Raw genomic sequence first — 21,639 nt, 5'->3', positions numbered from 1 at the left:
CTACTCGACTTCCTTCCACGCGGCCGAAAGCAGCGCCCGAGTTTCCCGCAGCAACTGCGGCATGACCTTCACTCCGCCCACAATGGTGATGAAGTTGGCGTCCCCGCCCCAGCGCGGCACGATGTGCTGATGCAGATGGTCGGCGAGTGAACCACCGGCCACGCCACCGAGATTCAAACCGACATTGAATCCGTGCGGGCGCGAGACCCGCTTCATCACCCGGATCGCCTGCTGGGTGAAGGCCATCAGCTCGGCGCTTTCCTCCAGCGTCAGATCCTCGAGGTTGGCCACCTTGCGGTAGGGCACCACCATCATGTGCCCTGGGTTGTACGGATACAGATTCAGTACCGCGTACACGTGCTCGCCTCGGGCGATGACCAGACCGTCCTCATCCGACATCTTCGGAATATCGGTAAATGGATGGCCGGTCGTGTCTTTCGGATTGACGGTCGCGGCCTCGGCGATATAGGACATCCGGTACGGAGTCCACAACCGCTGCAATCGATCCGGCTCACCGGCTCCGGTATCCACGATGCTCCCCTGCTCGTTCGAGCCCCCGTTCGATTCCGCGAGCCCGTCCGGCACCGTGCGCTCAGTCATGCTCTGTCCGATCCGGTATGAGCTGGGACCCTCCGTGGTTACGCAAACTTCCTCCTCCGGGCCCTGACCACTCATTCCGTGCCCTTCACCACAAAACCCTCGGCGGTCGGCGAGGCGTTCTTCCGGTCCGCGATCCATGCGACGATCGTGGCCACCGCGGCGGCCACCGGCACGCCGTTGACCTGGGTGCCGTCGCGGAAGCGGAAGCTGACCGCACCCGCGTTCACATCGCGCTCGCCGGCCAGCAGCATGAACGGGATCTTCTGCGCGGTGTTGTTGAAGATCTTCTTCTGCATCCGGTCGTCGCTACGATCGACCTGCGCGCGAATGCCCGCGTCCTGAAGCTGTTCGATAACCGAATCCAGATGCGGCGCAAAAGTTTCCGCGACCGGGATGCCGACGACCTGGACCGGGGAGAGCCAGGCCGGGAAGGCGCCCGCGTAATGCTCGGTGAGCACGCCGAAAAAGCGTTCGATGGAACCGAACAGGGCGCGGTGGATCATTACCGGCCGCTGCTTGGTGCCGTCGGAGGCGGTGTATTCCAGGTCGAAGCGCTCGGGCAGGTTGAAATCGAGCTGGATGGTCGACATCTGCCAGGTGCGACCGAGCGCATCCTTGGCCTGCACGGAGATCTTCGGGCCGTAGAAGGCGGCGCCACCCGGATCCGGGACCAGTTCCAGTCCGGAGTCGGTGGCCACCTTGCGCAGGGTCTCGGTGGCCTCCTCCCACATCTCCTCGGAGCCGACGAACTTCTTCGGATCCTTGGTGGACAGCTCGAGGTAGAAGTCGTCGAGGCCGTAGTCGGCGAGCAGGCCGAGCACGAATTGCAGCGTGCTGGTCAGCTCGGCGTGCATCTGCTCCTTGGTGCAGTAGATGTGCGCATCGTCCTGGGTCATACCGCGCACCCGGGTCAGACCGTGCACGACACCGGACTTCTCGTACCGGTAGACCGAGCCGAATTCGAACATCCGCAGCGGCAGCTCCCGATAAGACCGACCGCGCGAGCGGAAGATCAGATTGTGCATCGGGCAGTTCATCGGCTTGACGTAGTAGTCCTGGCCGGGCTTGCGGACGGTGCCGTCCTCATTCAGTTCGGCGTCCAGGTGCATGGCCGGGAACATGCCGTCCCGGTACCAGTCCAGGTGACCGGAGACCTCGAACAGATGCCCCTTGGTGATGTGCGGCGTATTGACGAACTCATAGCCCGCGGCGACGTGCCGACGACGCGAGTACTCTTCGAGTTCCTTGCGGATGATGCCGCCCTTGGGATGGAACACCGGCAGACCGGAACCGAGTTCGTCCGGGAAGCTGAACAGATCCAGTTCCAGGCCGAGTTTGCGGTGGTCGCGACGCTCGGCCTCCTCGAGCAGGTGCAGATGCTCATCGAGCGCCTCCTGCGACTCCCAGGCGGTGCCGTAGATGCGCTGCAGATCCTCGCGGTTCTGGTCGCCGCGCCAGTAGGCGGCCGAGCTGCGGGTCAGCTTGAAGGCGGGGATGAACTTGGTGGTCGGGATGTGCGGGCCACGGCACAGATCGCCCCAGACCTTTGCACCGGTACGCGGGTCCAGGTTGTCGTAGATGGTCAGCTCTTTACCGCCGACCTCCATGACCTCGGGATCGTCGATACCGGACTTATCGCTGATCAGCTCGAGTTTGAACGGCTCCTTGGCCAGCTCGACGCGCGCGTCCTCGACCTCGACCACCCGGCGCGAAAACCGCTGCGCGCCTTTGACGATCTTCTTCATCCGGGATTCCAGCCTGGCCAGATCCTCGGGGGTGAACGGCCGGTCGACCTGGAAGTCGTAGTAGAAGCCGTCCTTGATGGGCGGGCCGATGCCGAGCTTGGCCTCCGGGAACTCCTGCTGCACCGCCTGGGCCAGCACATGCGCGGCCGAATGACGGATCACACTGCGACCGTCCTCGGTATTGGCGGCGACCGGCTCGACCTCGACATCGGTGTCCGGAGTCCAGGACAGATCCTTGAGCCCTTCCGCATCGCGCACCACGACGACGGTGTCCGGCCCCTTCGTCGCCAGCCCGGCCTCGCGCACCGCGGCACCCGCCGTCGTCCCGGCCGGCACCCGGACGAGGGCGACAGGGCTGATAGGTGCTGAGGTGGTCACGGCGAGAGACTCCTTGGCGTTCGCTGGCGGGCGTGTTCCCGCGCTGATGCGGGCGGTTGCCCACAGGTCATCGTCGGAGGCGTATTTGCTCCGGCGCGACCATGCTATCGGCACCCTGGCGGCCCCGCGTCGATGGACTCGGATCGCCGCGTCGCGGGTCGGCCGGTGTCGAATGGGCGAGACCCGAACGTGACATCCGGCAATCGGTTCGGTCACGCGACCGCATTTCGGCACACGTACGCGAAAGTGCACGCTCAACCCCGGCGCGAACTGCGGAATACCCGGTGTGGCCGCCGAATAGCCTTGCGGCCGATCAGCTTTCGGTGGCGAGCTGGGCCAGCAGGGTGGCGCGTTCGGCGGCGGGCCGCTTCGGGCAACTGGTGCACATTTCGCAGCCCGGCACCTCGAAGACCAGGCAGCACGAAATCCGGCGGACAAAGGATCGCCCCTCGACGGCCACGAACCGCGGTACCGGCAGCTTCCCCCCGACCTCGCTGGCAAGCCGGACCCCGGCCTCGGGATTCCCCGCATCGAGGGCCCGGTTCCCGATGGCATCGGCGGCAATCGCCCACAGCGACGGCACTCCCGCGCCGGAGACCGCCGCGACCGGGCCGATCACCGCGGCCAAGGTCTCCCGCAAGGCGCGCGCGCAGGCACGACCGAGCGCGGCGTCGGACTCAGAGGTGTCGTTGTCGCCCGGTGCGACCTCGGGACCCCGCTGTACCGCAACTGCGGCGGGATGGATGTGGACTCGTTCTATGCCGCCGTCCGGACGAACCTCGCAATCGAGGCGGTCCAGGTACGGTTCCGGCGCGGGATCCTCGTTGGCATAGGCGCACGCCAGCTGTTCGACCAGTGCGGATGCCACCATGCACCACCAGAGCGTGCCGGAGACGCGCGGTTCGGTGGTGCCCCAGGAACGGCCCATTTCCGCGATGCGCGCCGACAGCCAGTCCGGCTCGGTCAGGGTGCGGCCGGGGACGGTGTTCACCAATTGAGGGGACTGTGTAACCACTGCCATTCGACTCCGATCCAGCCGCCGACCAACCCGAATGTTCCCAAAACCCACAGTGTCGCGACGACCAGCGCGAAGGTAGCCGCCGCCGCGAACACCCGCATGGCCGGACCCCGTGCGGTGTACCACGCCATACCCTGCCGGTACCTGTCACGCAGCCAGCCCAGTGCCCGGCGCGCCCAGGCGAATTCGGTGGCGAGAATGCCAAGTCCGGCGAATACGATCGCCCAGCCGGGTCCGGGATAGGGAATCGCCAGGATTCCCATGACCAGCACCGCGATGCCGACCACCGCGACCCCGATCCGGTATGCGAGGTTGAGCGTAGGTCGCGTGGCCAGTCGGGTACGGAAGGCGCGCCAACCCGCGCGCCTCGGTTCGGACTCCAACTCGACACTCATCTCCACCAGCGTACGAGCGCGAACGACTGGCCCGGACCCGCCCGAGCGAGTCGGGCGGGTCCGGCAATCATTCGGCTCAGACGAGTTCCGGCGTAATGCGCGCACCGGTGTCGTCGATATGGGCGAGCCCGTCCACGGTCACCTCGATCACGCGCGCGCTGGCGATATCGAAGAACAGCCCCGATACCGTGACCCCGCGCTCGACCATCGCCGCCCGCACCGCGGGATGCCGGTGCAGCGTTTCCAACTGCACGGCCACATTGACCATGCTCAGCTGGTCGACCTCACCGAATCCGGCGGCCGCGGCCGCCTGCGCCACCGGGTGACCGAGCCGGAACCGTTCCAGGCTCGGATGCGCATGCGCGAGCCACGGCCCGATTCCGGGCCCACCATCGGTGCCGGAATGCAGCGCCTTCATCGCACCGCAGGACGAATGCCCGCACACCACGATGGACCGCACATTCAACTCGTTGAGCGCGAAGACCAGCGCGGCCTCCACCGACGCGTCACCACTGTCGGGCACCAGATTGCCCACATTGCGCACCGTGAACATGTCGCCGGGACCGCTGTTGGTGATGACGTTCGGAACCACTCGGGAGTCCGCGCAGGTCAGGAAGAAGGTGTCGGGATCCTGACGGTCCCGCAGTTCGTCCAGATGCGGCCGCACGACATGGGCGTGGCTGCGGTGGTAGGCGGCCACACCCGAGGTCACCCGGTCGGCAGTCTCGTCGTCGCCGCGCCATGGACCCAGAATTTCGTCGAGCACCGCGCGCCCGAATCCGCGGGCGGGCGGACCGGAGGTAGCGTGTGCCATCCGCGCACTGCCGATTTCCACGAAATCTACGGTGCCGCCGCCACTTTCCTGCTGCCGCACCCAGTCCTCGATAGCCTCGAAGGCGGCGTGATCGAGGAAGTCGACGGTCATCTCGACTGTAACGTCCACGCCCGCAGGCACTTTCGCGAATTCCGCGGACAGCTTCGGCAGCGCCAGGAAGGTGCAGGAACCGTCGATGGTCAGCAACCAACGCGGCGAACCGAGAATCGGCTTGGCCGCCACGGCAACTCGCACGACACGCCACAACAGCAGCCCGAAAGCCAGTGCCAGACCGATGATTACGCCTTCCAGCAAGTTCAGGAAGACCACGCCGACCATGGTAACGGCGTAGATGATCAGATCACCGGTGCGCCTGGCCAGCTTGATGTGCGCCAGCTTGACCAGCTGGATACCGATGACGATCAGCAGACCCGCCAGCGCGGACTTCGGAATCTGTTGCACCACCCCGGCCAGCGCGACCGAGAACACCAGAATCCAGCCGCCGTGCAGAATCGCCGACGCGCGGCTGCGCGCACCCGCCTGCACATTGGTGGCACTGCGCACGATCACACCGGTGACCGGCAGACCGCCCAGTAGTCCGGAGAGCACATTGGCCGAACCCTGACCGATCAACTCGCGGTCGAAATTGGTGCGCTTACCGGTGTGCATCTTGTCCACGGCCACCGCCGACAGCAGGCTCTCGACGCTGGCGATGAGCGCGATGGTCAGAATCATCAGCGCCACGGCGGACCAGTTGCCACTCGGGATCTGTGGCAGTCCGATCGCGTCGAACAGCGAGCCGTTCAGCACGATTCGCTCGGCCTCGAACGGCAGCACCAGCGACAACACGGTGCCAACCAAGACGGCGACCAGCGGTCCCGGCACGACCTGCACCTTGGCGGGCACCCGGCGCCAGCCGAGCATGATCGCGATGACAATCACGCCGATGATCGCGTCATCGCCGTGCAGCGACAACAGTTGCGATGGCAACTGGGTGATGTTGTTCCATGCGGAACTGTGCGATGACCCGCCTAGTAGGACGTGAATCTGTTGCAGCGCAATGGTTATGCCGATACCGGCGAGCATTGCGTGCACCACCACCGGCGCGACGGCCAACGCGGCCCGCGCGATCCGACTGAGCCCGAACAGAATTTGCAGCACACCGGCCGCGACGACAATGAACGTGGTCGTTCGCCAACCGAATTGATTGATGGATTCGGCGACAACAACGGTCAGGCCCGCCGCTGGCCCGCTGACCTGTAGCACCGAACCGCCGAGCGTGCCCGCGACGATGCCGCCGATGACGGCGGCGATGAGTCCGGCGGCGACGGGCGCGCCGGAGGCGACCGCGATGCCGAGGGACAGCGGCAACGCGACGAGGAAGACCACGACAGAGGACGGCAGGTCGTGGCGCAGGATCGATGTCAGACGCTCGGACAGAGGTTCGGAACTGCGATGGCCCTTGCCCTGTTCAGTGGGCGATAACGGGGGTGCGGCTACAGCGCTGTCAATAGCCATTGACTTCTCCTTCGCCGACTCGGCGCGAACGCCGAGGTCGGTTGACGATCAAAATGTCCAGCAGGGCATAGACCGCGAACCGGCATCTCGCGGTGAAGCAGTTCCCGACACGACGACGGGTCGAGAGGTAAATCGTGTTAAGGCTATTAGTAAAGGCTTAGCAAAGCCTGAGAAGTTGCCGCAAAGTGATCGAATCCGGACCTCCGAATCGGTGTGAAATGTGACACATCCGTGCCGAGTTCGCCTGTCGGGCCGAATGATTCGGCCCGACAGCCCACGACTAGACGGGTTCGGCGGCCACCCCTCGCACATCGGCCAACTCGTCGAATACTTCGACCGTCAGCTCGTCGTCGAACTCGGCGATGCCGTCCATGGTCACCTCGATGACCCTGGCGGTGGCGAGATCGAAGAACAATCCGGACACCGCCACACCTCGCTCCGCTATTCCGCGCCGGACCACAGGATGGGCATGCAGCCGTTCCAGTTGCAATGCCACATTCACCATGCCGAGCTGGTCGACCGGGCCGAATCCGGCGAATGCCGCGGCATCGGCGACCGGATGTCCGAGCCGGAATCGGTCCAGGCTGGGCCGCGCGTAGGCGAGCCAGTCGCCGAGCCCCGGCCCCGTGCGCACCTGCCGATGCAGTGCCTCCATCGCCCCGCAGCCGGAGTGCCCGCAGACCACCACCGCCCGCACATCCAGCTTCTCCAGCGCGTAGATCAGCGCGGCCTCCACCGAGACATCGCTACCGCCGACCGGAACCAGATTGCCCACGTTGCGCACGGTGAACAGATCCCCCGGCCCGCTATTGGTGATGACATTCGGCACGATGCGAGCATCGGCGCAGGTCAGGAAGAACGTGTCGGCGTCGGGCCGGTCGCGCAATCCATGCAGATGCGGACGCATCAGATGGGCGTGGCCGCGGTGGTAGGCGGCGATACCCGCCGCGATCGGATCCGCCCGATTACCCGTCCGCCGCCACGGTCCGATGACCTCATCGATGACCTGACGCGAGCGCCCACGCTCCGGTGGTCCCGCCACCGCGGTCGCCATCCGCGCGCTGCCGATCTCGACGAAATCGACTGTGCCACCGGCGGCCTCACGCAGACCGGCCCAGTCGGTGATCAGCTCACAGGAGGCGTGGTCGAGGAAGTCGACGGTCATCTCGATGGTCACATCCACGTCGGCGGGGACCTTCGCCAGTTCTGCGGTCAGCTTGGGCAGCGCGAGGAAGGTGCAGGTGCCGTCGATGGTGACCAGCCAGCGGTGCGCCCCGGGTACCGGTTCGGCGTGGATCGCCACCCGAACCACCCGCCACAGCAGCAGGCCGAAGGCGAGTCCGAGCCCGATCACCATGCCTTGCAACAGGTTCAGGAACACCACACCCAGCACCGTGACCACATAGACGAACAGGTCGCCGGTGCGCCGGGCCAACCGGATATGGGCCAGCTTCACCAGTTGTACGCCGATGAGGATGAGCAGTCCCGCGAGCGCCGCCTTGGGAATCTGCTGCACCAGCCCGGCCAGCGCGACCGCGAAAAGCAGGATCCACACGCCGTGCAGCACCGTCGCGGCCCTGGTGCGCGCCCCCGCGTGCGCGTTGGTGATGCTGCGGACAATGACGGCCGCGATCGGCAAACCACCGAGCAGACCCGACACCACATTCGCCGAGCCCTGTCCGATCAGCTCACGATCGAAATTGGTTCGATGGTCGGGCCGCGACTTGTCCACCGCGACGGCCGACAACAGGCTCTCGATGCTGGCGATCAAGGCGATCGTCACCATGACCGTCGCGACGGCGAACCAACTGCCGGACGGGATCGCGGGCAAACCGATGGAATCGAGCAGCGACCCGTTCAGCACGACCCGCTCGACGTGGGTCGGCAGTACGAGCGACAGGATCGTGGCGACCACCACCGCGACCAGCGGCCCTGGCACGACGCGGATCGAGTGCGGCACAAACTTCCAGCCGATCAGGATGACGATCACCACCAGACCGACGAACAGATCGCCACGATGCACCGACATCAACTGATGCGGCAACTGCGTGAGGCTGGCGAACGACGAACTCAGCGAGTTGCCGCCGAGCAGAATATGGACCTGTTGCAGCGCGATGATGACGCCGATACCGGCGAGCATCGCATGGACAACCACGGGGGCGATGGCGAGCGCGCCGCGCGCAACGCGACTGAGCCCGAACAGAATCTGCAATAGGCCCGCCCCGATGGTGATGAAACAGGTAGCGGCCCAACCGAATTGGTGCACGCTCTCGGCGACGACCACGGTGAGACTGGCCGTCGGCCCGCTGACCTGCACGGCCGAGCCACCTAGTAGGCCGGCAACGACACCACCGACGACGGCGGCGATGAGACCAGCGGCGACCGGGGCACCGGAGGCGACGGCGATGCCGAGCGAAAGTGGTAGTGCGACAAGGAAAACCACGACGGAGGCGGGTAGGTCGTGGCGGCCGACGGCGGCGAGACTTGCTGGAAGACTTGCGCGAATCGGCGACGTCCGTGGTGCGGGATCGGTGTCGTTGGACATTATTCTCCTTCGCCGAAACGGCGTGGAGCCGATCGGTTCATCGGTCGAACAAGTACTGGCATCGAAAGCGAGCGGCGGGCGAAGCTTTGTCGAGAACGCGGTGCTACATGTGCTCTGCGTGAAGCGGCTTCGTGGAGCCTGACCCCATGATGCGGAGGCCAGCCGCAATAGTAAAGAGTTAGCAAAGCGCATGGAAAGGTTAATGTTGCGAATGTGGCCAACCGCTATCAAAATGTGATCTAAGTCACAGCATGACAAAGCCGGGCCCGAGGAGGGGTGATCGTAGATTCGGCGAACTCCGCGCCGGAAAAAGAAGGCCGGGCGCTTGCAGTGCACCGACCTGGTTCGAATGGGTGGTCCCAGCTGGTTTCGAACCAGCGACCTTCCGCGTGTGAGGCGGACGCTCTCCCACTGAGCTATGGGACCGAACTCGGCATTCGAGCGGCGGCGGAGCAGCCGTTCGAACGAGATGGAACCTTAGCACGCACCACCGGCGTCCCACCAAATCGCCACCCCGGCAGTGGTGCTCGGCCGCCCGGCTTCGTAACCGTCGTTCGCGCGGGCTCGTGAATCGCGAAGCGGTGCAGCAGGTCCCGGAGCGGCCGTGCACATCGGAGGCATAGCCGTGGATCGCCCTTCCGAAGCGGCATGGACTCGCCGGGTCATGCCATCTGCTCGCGGTTTCGACTTCGATCCCGCGCGGCGGCGCCGTTGGTTACCACCGCCCGGGAAACCAGGTACCGACGTTCCCCGCCCGATGGCGAATTCGGATGCGACGCAAGCGAAGGTGGGCTCCAGTCGATCCGGGCAACTTTGCCCCCAGATGCGCCGACCCCACCTCGCGAACAACACCCGCGTAATTCAACTTCAGGCCGTTCTACCAGCGGATTTGTAGGTTGCGCCGAACGTCGGCTAATGTTCTGTCTCGCACCACGGAGGGCCACAAGCCCCCCGGAGATGCAAATGCGGATGTAGCGCAGCTGGTAGCGCATCACCTTGCCAAGGTGAGGGTCGCGGGTTCGAATCCCGTCATCCGCTCGAGGAGTAGGGCCAGGCAATACTAAGCCTTCCCCCTTCGCACGGTGGAGTGGCCGAGTGGTGAGGCAACGGCCTGCAAAGCCGTGCACACGGGTTCGATTCCCGTCTCCACCTCGCGCGATTAGCTCAGCGGGAGAGCGCTTCCCTGACACGGAAGAGGTCACTGGTTCAATCCCAGTATCGCGCACCACCGTAACCTCAGGTCAGCCCCGGTTTTCACCGGGGCTTTCTTGTGTCGTGAACTATCTGTGAACTGACGGGCTATGTGTTCGATCTCGTGAGATTGGTGTCAGCGGATAGCCGTTGCGGCGGATCGTTGGTGTCATGAACAGCCCAGCATCGAAACGCGGTCACGTCCGCGTTCGGGTTCGAGTCGACCTGCGTGGAAAGCTGCTTTTCGCAGGTCACGTGCATATTTTCCGCTTTCGGTGCGGTCGCAGTGGCCGTACCGCAGAATGACCGCTTGTGGAGATCGTTCGTCGAGTTCGGGCGCTGCCACGTCACATCTGGCGATTTGTACAGACGTTGCCGCATCGTGTCCGGGTGTTCGTGGGCCGGACACCATTGCTGGCAGCCGTGACATTGGCCGTAGCCGGAGGCATGGCCATCGCCGGAATCACCGGATGGATCGCGGCACTGACGCTGGGCATCAAGGACGAACCCGCCGCCCCACTCGACATAACCAAGCTCGCGCTCGTCGTCGCCGGTGGTGTCGGCGGCGCAGTCGCCTTGGTCGTCGCCTATCGCCGCCAACGCGATCTCGAACAAAACCGATTTATCGAACGGTTTGGTGCCGCGGCCGCCCAGCTGGGCTCCCCCTACACCGCGGTCCGTATAGCCGGCGTCTACGCCATGGCCATCGTCACCGACGAATCCACCGGACCCCGCCGCCAGCAGTGCATCGACGTGCTGTGCGGCTACCTGCGTCTGCCCTACTCCCCTGACACCGGCGCCAACCACCAAACCGGCCGAGACCGCAAGGACACCTCGACCACCGACATCGCGATCGAGGACCACTTCCAATACCTGCAGAACGACAAAGTCGTCCGCCAAACCATCGTCCGCGTCATTGCCGACCACCTTCGCGACCACACACACAGCTGGTCGAACTGCAACTTCAACTTCACCACAGCCCACCTCGAGGACGCAGACTTCAGCGACGCGACGTTCTCTGGTGACATCGACTTCGTCGGGGCGACCTTCTCTGACAAGACCATGTTCAACAACGCGAAGTTCTCCGGTGACGCCAAGTTCGTCGGGACGAAGTTCTCCGGCGTCGTCGGGTTCATCGGGGCGACGTTCTCCGGTGACGCCAGGTTCGACAAGGCGAAGTTCTCCGATGACGCCTGGTTCGAGGCGAAGTTCTCCGGCGTCGCCAGGTTCGACGAGGCAAAGTTCTCCGGTGACGCCAGGTTCAACGGGGTAACGTTCCCCAGCAGCGCCAGGTTCGACGAGGCGACGTTCTCCGGCAAGGCCAAGTTCGACGAGACGACGTTCTCCAGCAAGGCCAAGTTCAACAAGGCGACGTTCTCTGGCGAAGCCAGGTTTGAGGGGGCGACGTTCTCCCGCGTCGCCTGGTTCGACGAGGCGACGTTCTCCGGCGCGGTTTCCTCGTTCCGCAAGGCGGACTTCGGTTCTCGCGCCGTGTCTTTCGACCACCCTCGCCAGTGGGGGCCGCCGCCACCTGAATTCGACTGGGATAACGATCCCAGCACCAAACCCACCAACGTCGCGCCTACACCGTGGCCCCCTGTCCCGGCACCATAACCTAATCGCCGCAACCAGTCGGCGTGAAAATCTATGTCCAGCATTTCGTTGTTCGCGCGCGATATCTACCGGGACCTAGGACTCTATGGCCTCAAACAGGCCGTCACAGACCTCACATCGGATTGCGCCGACCGCGTATACGCTCAGCGATACCCGAATCTTCCGGCCGCATTCGCATTCGGCCGACAACCCGTTGTTGTTGGACTTGCGTCCGCCCCGTCGATCAGGCTCACGGCGACGGTAGGCGACCAGCGCCAACGCCAGTTCGTCCCGGTACATCTCCTCCGTGGGACCCGGCACGGTGGTTAGGGACCATCCGATTTTCGGGTGCTTCGTGAGCGTGAGCCCCAACTCTTCGCCGATCATACGGAACCGTTCGTTGTGCCAGCGGCCCTGACGGCTGGTGTCCTTGATGTCGCGGGCGACAGCGACGCCGTGGGCAGCCTCGTGCCCAGCACTCAACCGCAACGATCCGCACCCAACCCAACCACTCCCCCTACCCAACAGAACCTTTACCTACCAACCCTTTCCACCGCCCCGCCCCTGACTTCTCCCAACTCCGCCACCCACCGAGATCACCAAATATGCAGCGAAGCGTGTATTTGGTGATCTCGGTGGGTGGCGGAGCTTCAACTCTCGAGCCGCTGGCCAGGGGCGGGACGGTGGAAAAATCGGCTGCACAACTCGGACACCGATCTACACGCGTTTCGCGCAACTGTTGCAGCTGCGTCCAGATCTCTGCCGAGCGATTGCCACAACTGTGTCATCTGATGCCGATCGAATGCCGACTATCTGCGTCCGAATTGATCTGCGCCGCTGGCGGATTCGATCCAATTGGGACGAGGCAGACGCCAGTGCTACGCCGTTGCTAGGGTGCCCGTCGCGTCCACGGCAAGGTGGGGGCGCGCGATGGTACCGGCGCCCGCCCCTCGCGACCGAGGGCAGTTGATGCCGGGCAGGCGGGGCCTGCCCGCAGCGCCGCGCGCCCCCACCCCGCTTCTATGATCGAACGGTTGGTGTCGCGTAAACATGTTCGGACGAGTTCAGGGACGGCCAGGTATTTCACCGTCGTGTCCGGCATTAGGGCAGCGTGGCGGGCGCACCGCGTAGCCGGGACGCAGTATCTCGAGTACATCCAGAAGTGCGCTGACTGAGCGCTCACCCGCTGGATCGTAGAGATCGAGTGCATCGACCGGTCGATGCTCAGCTCGACGTCGCGCATCTTCGAACTCTTTGACCACCTTGCGCCAGCGCTCATATGCGGCTTGCTTCGACGTACCACATGCCGCTCCCACCTGCTCCCATGTCGCGCCCGCGAATCGCGCCGCCGCAACCGCGCCGCCTAGATCCATGTTGGCCGCGCACCTGATTCGCAGCTTGGTCAGCTCGAGATGCAGACCATCGAACCGTTCGACACTTCCCGCGCCATCAGTAGACAAATCGGGATCATTTGTAAACTGACCAAGCAGTTTCTTGGCAAGCTCGTCGCATTTATCAATCATTGCTAAACCGAGAACGGTTGCTGCTTTAGCAATCGCTTGAGCATCAGGGGTCTGCAGGAGCGGGTCCGGCCCCTTGGGCTGCCTGTTCGTCATATATAAAGGATTCCTTGACGCAGCTAACCTTGTCAAGGAATCCTTTACCGCCAGAAAGTTCCGATTTACCCAGCGTGTCGATTTGACGAACATGCCCTTCCGTATCAATTTGTGATTTACATCATAAGTTTGCTGTGATCTTCCTTACAGCAAACTTTGGGTTTTTGCTCTTGGTGAGCCCGAATTAACACCAGCTTAAGGCTTCAACCTGCGGGTTAGCTAGCACGTAGCACTACGCGGTCAGCAAATTTGTCCGATTGTTCTAGACGAGAGGCCCGCTACAGTTTCAGGCAGCGTTGCAGGTGGGAGTCGACGACCCAACTTCAACAAGAGTGGTAACCGATGCGTGATCCGCCCCCGTGCCAGCAGGGGCGGATCACGGGTTCTCGACAGCTGCCGTGACGCGTCCGATTACCGCTACTATCCGGAGCTGTCATTGTCGACGATATCGGTTGCTGCTAGTTCAATCAATCGAACATGTCTATTCGAAAGTTCTTCTGCAAGTGCAAGTGTGCGTGCACACTGCGCTTCACTCCTCTGCACCTGTGATGGTTCGGAGGTCTTCCGTGCTGGATGAAAGGCAGGTCAGCCCACGGCTTGCGAATGTGGCCACTGCTGGTGATCTCGCCATCGCGCTACGACTCGAGTGCCGCAGGAGAGGGCTGAGTGTGTCGGAGGTCGCACTGCGGGCACAGCTGTCAGCTTTCATGGTGGAAAGCATCCTGATCGGCGCCTACATCCCGCGTAGCAAGAGGTCCTACCTTGCGGTGCTGCGCGCAATCGGGGTCGACGACGTGCGGTCGTGGGAACGGGCGTGGCGGCGTGTTAGGTACAACACCATCCGTGTTCAGCAACAACAGGTCCTCATCACCGGTGACAACGCCAACATCAACGTCGTCAACCCGTCCAGAGGATCAGCACAGCCTGAACTGGAAGTACGACGCCAGACATTCTTCTACGAGTTCCTCCGGCAGGCACTCTCTCAAGCCGAAAACACCTTCCGAATCAGCATGATCTTCATGTCCGCGGGCGCAGTGATCCTGCTAATCGGCGCAGCACTTGCACTGACGAACGCAGGAAAGCAGGACGGGAACCACACGCCAATTGTGACCAGTTTGGGCGGGGTCCTTATCGCCACCTGCGGCGGTGCCTTCACCATTCACGCCAACCGGGCGCGGAACCACCTGACGAAGCAAGCCGACTTGATCTATCAGAACATGCAGTCCGACCATACCCTCAAGCAGGCTCTTCAGTTGATAGACCAAGTTGAAGACAAGGACCTCCGTGACCGTCTCAAGTGCATCACCATCGTTCGAGTACTCGGTATGAACGAAGAACCCATCAACGTCACAAGCCATTTCTTGTCGAACCAGATCGAGCCTTCGGGAGAATCCGAATCGAACTAGCTCAAGGTTGTTCACTCGGACCCAACGGCTGACGTAGGCGAGGTATCTGTCCGAGTGGCAGTCATTCCAGACAGCGGACAGGGTCGGTCTGGTAGAAAAAACACGGAGTCCGTGCCAGGTACTAGCTGGCACGGACTCCGCTTGTTTCTATTCAGTTGGTATTCGTTCTGTCCGGAAAGATCAGCCGAACAGGGTCAGCTGATGCTGGTGGGCTTGACGGGACCCCGTCGATCGGTCTCGGACCGGACCACAGGGGTCAGGTCAGGCTCTCCGGTCGCAGTCATCCCGATAGGCTTTCGCGAGCCGCTGCACCTTCGACTTCGATATGTCGTAGTCGATGGCGATCACGTCCCACTTCGCACCCCGGTCGTACTGCTCTTGGATTTCCCGACCGATCATCAGCTCTTTGCGGCTCACCGGTTTCTTGTTGCGGGCCATGGTTTACTCCTGCGACTGACGGCCGTACACCACGAATGGGCGCTACCGCCACTTCATGTGTGTCGTGCCGAGCCGTAGATGCGTACTTCGCTGCTGTTCGAGGCGAGACACCCAACACTTCAGCGATCTCGGCGTATGACCGGCCTTCGGCACGCATCGCAACTGCGCGAGCGACCTCGGCCGGATCACGCCGAGCCGAACTCTTTCGTGTTGGACTCACGACGATGGCAGCCGGTTCTGACGCTTCCGGCTCGGCAGCGTCGATTCGTTCCGGCGCAAGGACAGTTACTGCCCGTGCCGGTTCCGAATCCTGTTGCGCTGCACGGAACAGCACAGCTATGCCGTGCGTGTCCACCAGCAGTGACACCGGAGCCACCGCCGCGACCAGAGCCGCAGCCCACCACGGCAGTTCGCTGCCCACCAGCGCGGCGTGCACCGAGTTGCCCGTGATCGACACCAGCGCCGTTGCGGCCAGCACCCACACGAACCAGCGCCGTTGCGGGTTCGATGCCAGCACCAGCGCCGATACCGTGGCTTGAATGATCGTGCCGTCCACGATCACCGGCCACAGCCACGCCAGATTCTCCGGTGTGTGTGCCATTACCGCCAACTCACGCAAGGCTGCGAAACTCAGCGTGAATGTGGCAAATCCGATGGTCACGATGCTCACCACCGCGAACCGTCGAACCCACCGCATCCCCGCCGACCGAGCCTGCCCGCTCATGCCAGTGCCTCCGGCCGATCGGTGAACACGGTCCAACGGGATTGGATCGCGTCCACGATCTGCTCGTCCGCGGTGTCACCGGTCGGCCCGTCTAGCGGATCGGGCCGCTGGGCGCCGCGGGCTATTGGTCGGGGAGATGGTCGGAGTCGCGTTGGCAGGTGAGGTCGGTACCGGGGAGGGTGCCGTCACGGAGGTAGGTATTGACGATGTCGTTCACGCAGCGGCTCAGGTCGGAGTGGAGGACGCCGTGAACGCGGGTGTCTGCCAGTGTGATCATTCGTGACTCTGTCAGGTCCCGGTGCAGTGCCACGCCATTCTGGTAGGCGGTGCGGGTGTCGCGGGTTGCCTGCAGGATCAGGGCCGGTGTCGGGTTGTGCACGGAGGTGGGCGGCTCGATCGGGTCCGGCCAGAACGCGCAGGCGGTGATGTTGTTGGCGAACGCGCCGAACACCGGTTGACTAGCCCGGACACTTTCGATATTGCGGCGATACCAGGCCGGATCTCGGGGTGCGGCCTTGTCGCCACACAGGACCGCGGCCATACCCGAGGCGGCCAGCGGAACAGGACCGCTGATCTTCGCTTTCAACGGCTCGATGTCGACGGGCAGGCCGGACACTGCGTCGGATACGACCCGCACGGTATCGGCGAGGGTGGCGTTCTTCAGCGGATTCGACAACAGCGCCATCATCATCACCGGGATGGTGTGTTCATCGAAGAGATAGCCGTTGCCGATGATCGGATGCGAAGCGGCACGTCGGATCATGTCCTCGACAAAGGCTCGGACCTGCGGTCCGCTGGTACCGAAGTGATAGTCGTCGTCGTGGCGGGCCGCCCAGATCGCCCAGTCGTCGAGCCCGGCCTCGTTGACGGCGCCCATGTCCTGGTACGTGCCGATCCAATAGCGGTCCGGGTCCATGGCGCTGTCCAGCACGATCCGGTCACTGTGTTGAGGGAACATCTGCGTGTACACCGCGCCCAGGTAGGTGCCGTAGGAGTCGCCGTAATAGCTGATCTTGGGTTCCCCGAATGCGCTGCGGATGATATCCATGTCCCGGGCGGTATTGCGGGTGGTGATGTAGCGGGCCTTCTCTGGATCGGGTGCGACGCAGGACGCCGCGAGCGCTGCGGCCAGGGTGGTGTCGCGCGCGAAGCCGAAGGCGTCGAAGCCGGCCGAGAACAACATGGTAGGCAGCGGCAGCGCACAGTTCATCTGGTCCGATCGGCCGATACCACGCGGGTCCATGCCGATCAGGTCGTAGCGGGCACGGACATCCGGTGTGAGTTGATCCTGCAGGTCGGCCATCATGCTCAGGCCCGGACCGCCGGGGCCACCGGGGTTGGACAACATGATCCCGCGTCTGCGGGCCGGGTCGGTGGCCGGGATACGCGAGATCGCTACGGTCAGCGTTCGTGCGTCCGGTCGGTTGTAGTCGAGCGGAACGACAACGCCCGCGCACTGAGCGCCCGCACCGTCGAGCACCGCATCGTCACACGGCTTCCAGTCCAACTCCTGGTGATAGAAGGACTCCAGCCCACCCGGGATGTCATCGACCGGATCGGCGCTTGCCGATCCCACGGGCAATGTGGCTAATGCGGCTGCCGAAATAACCCCCAGTACGAGCCATCGAATCCACAGTATCGGCATCGCATCTCCTTGCCCGTGACCTCCGTGTACGCATCCCTGATTCCGCCGCACAGCCATTTCCGGGGTCTCGAACCTGCACCATACTGGCGTTTGCTGAAACCGGCTCGGCGATGCAGAGGTTTTCCGGAGCGTCACCGATATTTGCCCCGGTCACATCGGTGTTACGCCTCCGACATCAGGTTTTGCGGTACGGACCGACGCGCACGAATCACCGACTTGCGCGAAAGCAACGTATGCCGAGCAATTGCCCGTCATGTCGAGGCCAGGCACCCGCGCTGGCATCGGCTCGGTTCGGTGAGCCTTCCGCTCCTTTTGGGCGGCCTCAACGGTTGTTTGAAATTTTCCCGCTGTGGATGCGGAATCGTTATGCTACCGTGACCGCAATTCAATGTGATGTGGGGGCGATGCGGGCCAGAGCGCGTGCGCGTCGGATAGATGGACGCGGGAGGCGTGATGGAATCCAGGCATATGTTGTCGACATATCGGAAAAATGCTTGCCGCACAGTGCGTTCGGCTGCCGATGTGTCTGGTCCGCCGATCGACGGCGCGCCGTGGCAACCAGCGATGTGGTGGCGGATCGGCCGGCAATGGCTTGCGATCCTCACGCTCGCCATGATCATGCTGCCGGCAGCATTGTCGATGCCGGTCGCGGGAGCCGCAGTGCTGCCCCCTGGTGACGATCCCTTCTATGCCGCACCCGCCGATCTCGCGTCACATCCGAACGGCGCGGTGCTCGGGTCGCGGACGATCCCACTGCTCGGTCTGCCGATACCGGTGGCGGCGTGGCAATTGCGTTATCGCACAACCGATTCCGAAGAGCATCCGCAGTTGGACGTGACCACGGTGCTGGTGCCACCGATGCCGTGGAGCGGGCCGCGGCCGGTGTTGTCGTACCAGGTACCCGAAAACGCCCTCGACACTCGATGCGCGCCGTCGTCCACGCTGCGCGGCACCGACCTGGCGAGCACCATGCAGGATGCGCCGTTCATCGCGGACGCACTGCGGCGGGGATGGGCCGTCGTGGTCAGCGATTACGAAGGGCCGCAGTCCCGACTCTTCGACGGTGTGACATCCGGGCGTGGCGTCCTGGACGGAATCCGGGCCGCACGGTCCTTCTCGCCAGCCGGCATCGATGCCGCGAGCCCGATCGGCGCCTGGGGATACTCCAGCGGAGCCTTCGCCACGCTGTGGGCCACACAGTTGCGTCAGGAATACGCACCAGACGTGCGATTCGTCGGCACCAGCGCCGGCGGAATCCCTACCGACATCCCGGCCGTGGCACAACGCGCCGACAGCGCCGCGGGGGCGATACTGATCCTGCTCGGGCTGGCCCGCAATGAACCCGACTCCCGGTTGGCCGACTTGCTGAACGACCGGGGCCGCCGCGCGCTGCTCACCGCAGACACCTCCGGCTGCGGTGCGGATCTGGCGCAGGAATACTCCGACATCCACGTCGATGACCTCGCCACGGTCCCGAACCTGCTAGCGCAGCCCGCATTCCGCAACGCCGCCACGCCCAATGAACTCGGCCGCACCACCCCCGACACCCCGCTGTATCTGTACCACAGCGTCGCCGACGAGAAGATCCCCGTCGCCGGCTACAGCGCCCTGGTCGATACCTACTGCGCTCAGGGCGCCACCCTCACCGCGATCCACTCGCTGTTCCCGACGCACATGGGAGCCGCCGCGGGCGAAGCCTTCGGCGGCATGAACTTCCTCGCCGACCGCTTCGCCGGCACCCCACAAGCCCCGGGGTGTGTGGTGCAGTAAGCACCGGCCCCACCAAGCCGAGTACAACGCACACCGCCGTAGCCGACGGATATCGGACCAGGCTGCAGACACCGGCGACCGCCGCATGGAGTCAGCGCGCGATATCGACCAGTGTCCGCACGATCATGAAGATGGCGGCCAGGCCGAAGCAGGCCAGGCCGGCGACCCATACCGTGAACATCTGCCGCATCGGTATCAGGTTGCCGATCCAACCGGCGTCCAGGTCCGCGATGTCCTGTTGCGACTCGAATGCCATGCCATGTGCACCCCAGTCTCCCGCATGGAGTTCCTGCTGCTCGAAACGTTCCAGCCAGAGCGCGTCCTTGCGGCCGGAGAGGCGATGGCTCGCCATCAGCATGATCGAGATGATCGAGACGATCAGGGCGAGCAGCGACGAGGCGATCCGCGCGACGGAGTCGGTCCCGGCGGCCATCGAGATGCTGAACAAGAAGGCCTGGGCGGTCAGACTGATGGCGGGCACCTGCCAGAGCAGATTTTCGTATTGCAGATGTCGGTCAGCCACAATCTGGTACAGCAACCCGAAATCGGGCGACCGCCGCGAAGATGGCTCGTTCACAAAGGGTACTGTGGCACAGCCGTGCGAACCCAGCACAGGTTTTCACTTCCCGGATGTGTCCGTCGGTCATCCGCCCGATCAATCGTGCCGACTACTCGGTTGTTCGTCCGGTCCGGAGCGGGCCAGGATGAGGCCGCTGACCACGAGCACCCAGGCCGGGAACACCAGGGCCACCCACATGCTCGTATCGCCCGCGATCAGGAGCGCCAGCGCCAGCAGATAACTCAGGCCGGCCAGCCAGCGGGGCATCAGCCTGGTCTTCAGCCAGATCGTCGCGAGGGAGATCATGAATACCGCGGCCATGCGCAGCGCATACGTCTTGGTCGCCGAAAGCACGACCCGCTTGCCGAAGTTGATCAGCTCGGCATGAGCGGCCGGGTCGGCGGCAACGGAGTTGCTTGTCACCATGCCGGCGGTGACGGCGGTCGCGACGAACATCATCGCCAGGAACAGCAGCCCGCTGCCCAGGAATACCGATAAGAAGAACCGGTCTTCGTAACGGCCGAATCCATCGCGTACGACGCCGATAAACCAAAGGAAGCTTATACCGACAAAGGGCATCAGCACTGTCGCGGTAGTAATCGCACTCCGTTGGCTCGCCACCCAATCAGTCGAATCCTGACCACCTTCCGGCATTCTGGTGCGAATCAAGATGATCACGGTAGCGAACAGCACCGCGAAGACCACTCCCGCCAGTGCGGCGGCACGCGGCGTTGACAACTGGCGCAGCGCCGGCGCAGGCTTGGTGTGCTGCGGCGGTATCGACATGACGTCATCCTGTCAGAATCGGATGCCCGGTGGCCGGGATTTCGCCGTATATGGCCGACGGGGTCCGACGCTGAATTGCGCGTCGATGAACTGGAATCGTCGAATACTCCGCCGGGAGGTACCGAAGGCGAGCTCGACTCGCGATAGCAACCGAAAAGCGTTCAGCCACACCAATGCTCACAAACGTGCGACCGATGGATGTCGACCTGGCCTCCGCGACATGGTGACTTCAGGTTCTGCCCGTTGACGAGGTTCTTCGACGATACAGGCCGCGTGCACACGATGGTTTCGGTGTCGGGCTCACTGCGAGGGCGAAGGTAGGTGAAGACATGGCAGCAACTGACCGTGACTGGAGCAAACCGGCGGCGATGGCCATCCCCAAGGAGGGCTATTTCGAGCTGCAGCGAGGTAGGTACGGCCCGATTTTTCCACGAACGCCGGCCTGTTACGGATTCTCCATCATCGCAAAGGTGAAACCCGGTCGAGAAGAAGCCATTCGCGCATACGGCAAGCAGATCGAGGACGCGGTGGCAGCCAGCCCGGATGTGTTGGCGCCGTTGCGGCTGCATTATCTGCGGTGGGTGTTGTTCGACGTCGGCTCCGGACTGCATTTCCAATATCAGGGCATCTTCGACACAGATTTCGACAAGTACACCGAGGACGCCGTGATGCTGTTCACCCAGACCGGTATCAACACCGTTTTCACCAACCTCGAGGGGTTCCCGGAGGACTGGCAGGAAAATCCGGATGCGTTCGTCGAATTCGTCCGAGCACACCAATTTCCGAGCTTTCTCGAGTACGGCGAGTACCCCTATGTCACCGCCGACGAGATCAAGAAAGCGCTGCGGCTGAAGGCGGCGTTCTCCGACATGCTCGATCAGATGCAGTGACCGACACC

General features: G+C 63.6%; 16 protein-coding genes, 4 tRNA genes and 1 pseudogene. 8 read left to right on the top strand and 13 right to left on the bottom strand.

The genetic code is table 11. The features are described 5' to 3' along the window. The 7 genes from AB0L58_RS01390 to AB0L58_RS01360 form a co-directional block, all read right to left on the bottom strand. Nucleotides 1-600 (bottom strand): HIT domain-containing protein, encoded by a 600-nt coding sequence (locus AB0L58_RS01390; protein WP_364379100.1) that lies wholly within the window; start codon nt 598-600, stop codon nt 1-3. Nucleotides 601-671: 71 nt separating this feature from the next. Next, nucleotides 672-2,723: a threonine--tRNA ligase gene (gene thrS / locus AB0L58_RS01385; RefSeq protein WP_364379097.1), complete on the bottom strand. Its 2,052-nt coding sequence runs from the start codon at nt 2,721-2,723 to the stop codon at nt 672-674. A 313-nt stretch (nt 2,724-3,036) separates the two neighbouring features. Further along, a complete protein-coding gene (locus AB0L58_RS01380) occupies nt 3,037-3,714 on the bottom strand; it encodes a (2Fe-2S)-binding protein (RefSeq protein WP_364379094.1) in 678 nt (225 codons plus the stop codon). Next, nucleotides 3,711-4,136, bottom strand: coding sequence for a TIGR02611 family protein (locus tag AB0L58_RS01375; RefSeq protein WP_364379091.1), 426 nt, complete (start codon nt 4,134-4,136; stop codon nt 3,711-3,713). The genes AB0L58_RS01380 and AB0L58_RS01375 overlap by 4 nt, the downstream gene beginning before the upstream one ends. 76 nt (nt 4,137-4,212) lie before the next feature. Continuing rightward, on the bottom strand, nt 4,213-6,468 hold the full coding sequence (locus AB0L58_RS01370; RefSeq protein ID WP_364379088.1) for a bifunctional SulP family inorganic anion transporter/carbonic anhydrase: 2,256 nt from the start codon (nt 6,466-6,468) through the stop codon (nt 4,213-4,215). A gap of 280 nt (nt 6,469-6,748) precedes the next feature. Continuing rightward, nucleotides 6,749-9,013, bottom strand: coding sequence for a SulP family inorganic anion transporter (locus AB0L58_RS01365; RefSeq protein WP_364379085.1), 2,265 nt, complete (start codon nt 9,011-9,013; stop codon nt 6,749-6,751). A gap of 354 nt (nt 9,014-9,367) precedes the next feature. Further along, nucleotides 9,368-9,439: transfer RNA gene (locus tag AB0L58_RS01360), tRNA-Val, on the bottom strand. 539 nt (nt 9,440-9,978) lie between these two features. On the opposite strand from AB0L58_RS01360, the gene AB0L58_RS01355 reads away from it, so the two are divergent. The 4 genes from AB0L58_RS01355 (at nt 9,979) to AB0L58_RS01340 (ending at nt 11,818) form a co-directional block, all read left to right on the top strand. Continuing rightward, nucleotides 9,979-10,051: transfer RNA gene (locus AB0L58_RS01355), tRNA-Gly, on the top strand. A 43-nt stretch (nt 10,052-10,094) separates the two neighbouring features. Then, nucleotides 10,095-10,165, top strand: a tRNA-Cys gene (locus AB0L58_RS01350). A 1-nt stretch (nt 10,166) separates the two neighbouring features. Continuing rightward, nucleotides 10,167-10,241 (top strand) — tRNA-Val (locus AB0L58_RS01345). Between the two features lie 353 nt (nt 10,242-10,594). Then, nucleotides 10,595-11,818 carry a pentapeptide repeat-containing protein gene (locus tag AB0L58_RS01340; protein ID WP_364379082.1) on the top strand — a complete coding sequence of 408 codons (1,224 nt, stop codon included), beginning with the start codon at nt 10,595-10,597 and terminating at the stop codon, nt 11,816-11,818. Between the two features lie 1,043 nt (nt 11,819-12,861). On the opposite strand, the gene AB0L58_RS01335 is transcribed toward AB0L58_RS01340, so the two are convergent. Continuing rightward, nucleotides 12,862-13,506: a hypothetical protein gene (locus AB0L58_RS01335; RefSeq protein WP_364379079.1), complete on the bottom strand. Its 645-nt coding sequence runs from the start codon at nt 13,504-13,506 to the stop codon at nt 12,862-12,864. 473 nt (nt 13,507-13,979) lie between these two features. On the opposite strand from AB0L58_RS01335, the gene AB0L58_RS01330 reads away from it, so the two are divergent. Further along, complete coding sequence (locus AB0L58_RS01330) at nt 13,980-14,819, top strand: hypothetical protein (protein WP_364379076.1); 840 nt, start codon at nt 13,980-13,982, stop codon at nt 14,817-14,819. A 261-nt stretch (nt 14,820-15,080) separates the two neighbouring features. Here AB0L58_RS01330 and AB0L58_RS01325 read toward each other — a convergent pair whose 3' ends face one another. Together AB0L58_RS01325 and AB0L58_RS01320 are read right to left on the bottom strand one after the other, a co-directional pair. After that, nucleotides 15,081-15,257: a hypothetical protein gene (locus tag AB0L58_RS01325; RefSeq protein ID WP_364380234.1), complete on the bottom strand. Its 177-nt coding sequence runs from the start codon at nt 15,255-15,257 to the stop codon at nt 15,081-15,083. Nucleotides 15,258-15,336: 79 nt separating this feature from the next. Beyond that, nucleotides 15,337-15,876: pseudogene (locus AB0L58_RS01320) on the bottom strand (DUF2637 domain-containing protein); the annotation flags it as partial. On the opposite strand from AB0L58_RS01320, the gene AB0L58_RS01315 reads away from it, so the two are divergent. After that, nucleotides 15,797-16,006: a hypothetical protein gene (locus AB0L58_RS01315; RefSeq protein WP_364380231.1), complete on the top strand. Its 210-nt coding sequence runs from the start codon at nt 15,797-15,799 to the stop codon at nt 16,004-16,006. The pseudogene AB0L58_RS01320 and the gene AB0L58_RS01315 overlap by 80 nt on opposite strands. Before the next feature lie 96 nt (nt 16,007-16,102). Here the strand turns inward: AB0L58_RS01315 and AB0L58_RS01310 are convergent, their stop codons facing one another. Then, nucleotides 16,103-17,626 (bottom strand): alpha/beta hydrolase, encoded by a 1,524-nt coding sequence (locus AB0L58_RS01310; protein WP_364379073.1) that lies wholly within the window; start codon nt 17,624-17,626, stop codon nt 16,103-16,105. Nucleotides 17,627-18,148: 522 nt separating this feature from the next. Between AB0L58_RS01310 and AB0L58_RS01305 the strand changes: the two genes are divergently transcribed. After that, nucleotides 18,149-19,396 carry a lipase family protein gene (locus tag AB0L58_RS01305; protein WP_364379070.1) on the top strand — a complete coding sequence of 416 codons (1,248 nt, stop codon included), beginning with the start codon at nt 18,149-18,151 and terminating at the stop codon, nt 19,394-19,396. Between the two features lie 91 nt (nt 19,397-19,487). Here AB0L58_RS01305 and AB0L58_RS01300 read toward each other — a convergent pair whose 3' ends face one another. Together AB0L58_RS01300 and AB0L58_RS01295 are read right to left on the bottom strand one after the other, a co-directional pair. Beyond that, on the bottom strand, nt 19,488-19,973 hold the full coding sequence (locus AB0L58_RS01300) for a hypothetical protein (RefSeq protein WP_364379067.1): 486 nt from the start codon (nt 19,971-19,973) through the stop codon (nt 19,488-19,490). Between the two features lie 78 nt (nt 19,974-20,051). Then, the gene (locus tag AB0L58_RS01295; protein WP_364379064.1) at nt 20,052-20,741 is read right to left on the bottom strand and encodes a hypothetical protein; all 690 of its coding nucleotides are present in this window, start codon (nt 20,739-20,741) and stop codon (nt 20,052-20,054) included. 329 nt (nt 20,742-21,070) lie between these two features. Here AB0L58_RS01295 and AB0L58_RS01290 point away from each other — a divergent pair, with 329 nt between their 5' ends. Continuing rightward, on the top strand, nt 21,071-21,631 hold the full coding sequence (locus tag AB0L58_RS01290) for a hypothetical protein (RefSeq protein WP_364379061.1): 561 nt from the start codon (nt 21,071-21,073) through the stop codon (nt 21,629-21,631). Nucleotides 21,632-21,639: the final 8 nt, after the last annotated feature.

It is taken from the genome of Nocardia sp. NPDC052112 (genome assembly GCF_040680135.1).
Lineage (GTDB): Bacteria > Actinomycetota > Actinomycetes > Mycobacteriales > Mycobacteriaceae > Nocardia.
This window is presented reverse-complemented; position numbering and strand designations above follow the sequence as displayed.

Coding starts and splice junctions, on each gene's coding strand:
- AB0L58_RS01390 (WP_364379100.1), bottom strand. CDS start 600: ATGACTGAGCGCACGGTGCCGGACGGGCTCGCGGAATCGAACGGGGGC.
- AB0L58_RS01375 (WP_364379091.1), bottom strand. CDS start 4,136: ATGAGTGTCGAGTTGGAGTCCGAACCGAGGCGCGCGGGTTGGCGCGCC.
- AB0L58_RS01370 (WP_364379088.1), bottom strand. CDS start 6,468: ATGGCTATTGACAGCGCTGTAGCCGCACCCCCGTTATCGCCCACTGAA.
- AB0L58_RS01365 (WP_364379085.1), bottom strand. CDS start 9,013: ATGTCCAACGACACCGATCCCGCACCACGGACGTCGCCGATTCGCGCA.
- AB0L58_RS01335 (WP_364379079.1), bottom strand. CDS start 13,506: ATGTTCGTCAAATCGACACGCTGGGTAAATCGGAACTTTCTGGCGGTA.
- AB0L58_RS01325 (WP_364380234.1), bottom strand. CDS start 15,257: ATGGCCCGCAACAAGAAACCGGTGAGCCGCAAAGAGCTGATGATCGGT.
- AB0L58_RS01315 (WP_364380231.1), top strand. CDS start 15,797: ATGATCGTGCCGTCCACGATCACCGGCCACAGCCACGCCAGATTCTCC.
- AB0L58_RS01310 (WP_364379073.1), bottom strand. CDS start 17,626: ATGCCGATACTGTGGATTCGATGGCTCGTACTGGGGGTTATTTCGGCA.
- AB0L58_RS01295 (WP_364379064.1), bottom strand. CDS start 20,741: ATGTCGATACCGCCGCAGCACACCAAGCCTGCGCCGGCGCTGCGCCAG.
- AB0L58_RS01290 (WP_364379061.1), top strand. CDS start 21,071: ATGGCAGCAACTGACCGTGACTGGAGCAAACCGGCGGCGATGGCCATC.